The organism is Empedobacter sp. R132-2, assembly GCF_030324375.1.
Classification (GTDB): Bacteria; Bacteroidota; Bacteroidia; order Flavobacteriales; family Weeksellaceae; genus Empedobacter; species Empedobacter falsenii_B.
Genome location: NZ_JACAGG010000075.1, coordinates 1 through 1346, shown reverse-complemented (window position 1 = coordinate 1346; position 1346 = coordinate 1). Strand labels below are relative to the sequence as shown.

General features: G+C 34.5%; 1 protein-coding gene. It reads left to right on the top strand.

Translation table 11 applies throughout. From position 1 onward, the window contains the following. The first annotated feature begins 96 nt into the window (after positions 1-96). The gene (locus HXZ69_RS15185) at positions 97-1269 is read left to right on the top strand and encodes an IS4 family transposase (RefSeq protein ID WP_225542925.1); all 1173 of its coding nucleotides are present in this window, start codon (positions 97-99) and stop codon (positions 1267-1269) included. The last annotated feature ends 77 nt before the right edge of the window (positions 1270-1346 follow it).

The window sequence follows — 1346 nt, the reverse complement described above, 5'->3', positions numbered from 1 at the left end:
CATTAGCGTCCTAAACGTTAAAAGAAAGCGTAAAAAAAGCGCGTAAATTTCGGATCTCAAATTATCTTTGAGTTGGACACCAAAAAAAACACGCGCTTGATGGTAAATATAACATTGTTTTCTCAGATAATAACAAAACTTAACCGCTCAAATTTCAAAAAATTAGTAAACGAAAAGCAAACGGATAAGCACAACAAAGGTTTTGACAGTTGGAGTCATTTGATTTCCATGCTATTTTGTCATTTTGCACGTAGCAAGTCTGTTCGTGATATAAGCAATGGCCTTCGATCTGCTACGGGAAATCTAAACCATCTTGGTATAGTTAAAGCGCCCTCTAAATCATCAATAAGTTATCAGAATAAAAACCGAAGCCATGAGCTATTTAAAGAATATTATTTTGCTTTGCTTCAAAGTTTAGGACAGCACCCCAAGTTTAAACAGGTAAAGTTCCGCATAAAATCAAAAATCCTATTATTAGACTCCACCACAATATCCCTATGCTTAAGTATTTTTGATTGGGCAAAATACAAGACCACCAAAGGAGCTGTTAAAATGCATACACTTCTTGATTTTGATGGGAATCTACCAGCTTACATCAATATCACCGATGGTAAAACAGCTGATAATAAAGGAGCTTACGACATTCCTTTGCTGAAGGGTAGTGTTATTGTTGCAGATCGATTTTACAATGATTTTAGCCTGTTAAACATTTGGGACAGCAAGCAAGTATACTTTGTAATTAGACACAAGGATAACTTGAAATTTGAGACAATTAAGGAGTTAGAATTACCTAAGAACAGGCATCAAAATGTTCTGAAAGATGAAATCATTACTTTGGCTAATGAAAAATCAAAACAGCTATACCCTAATAAACTAAGGCGTGTAGCGGTATGGGATCAAGAAAACGAACAAGTCATAGAGCTTATTACCAATCAGTTTACCTGGACGGCTCATACGATTAGTGAGCTTTATAAAAGTAGATGGATGGTGGAGATATTCTTTAGAGACTTAAAACAACTTTTACATATAAAAACCTTTGTTGGAACCTCGGAAAACGCTGTAATGATACAAATATGGACGGCGCTTATCACTATTTTAATACTTAAAGCACTACGTGCGCAATCAAAATTCAATTGGCATTTATCCAATTTAGTCGCTTTTATAAGACTAAATCTTTTTGTGAAGATTGAATTACAAAAATGGCTTGATAATCCACTAAAGGAAGTAGAAAAACCTCCTCCAAAATTGGAACAAGGGGTTCTATTTTAAATTTTGTCCAACTATAGCTTGTATCCTACTAAAGTGGGTGGATATTTTATGCCCTAAATTTATTTAGGACGCTATTG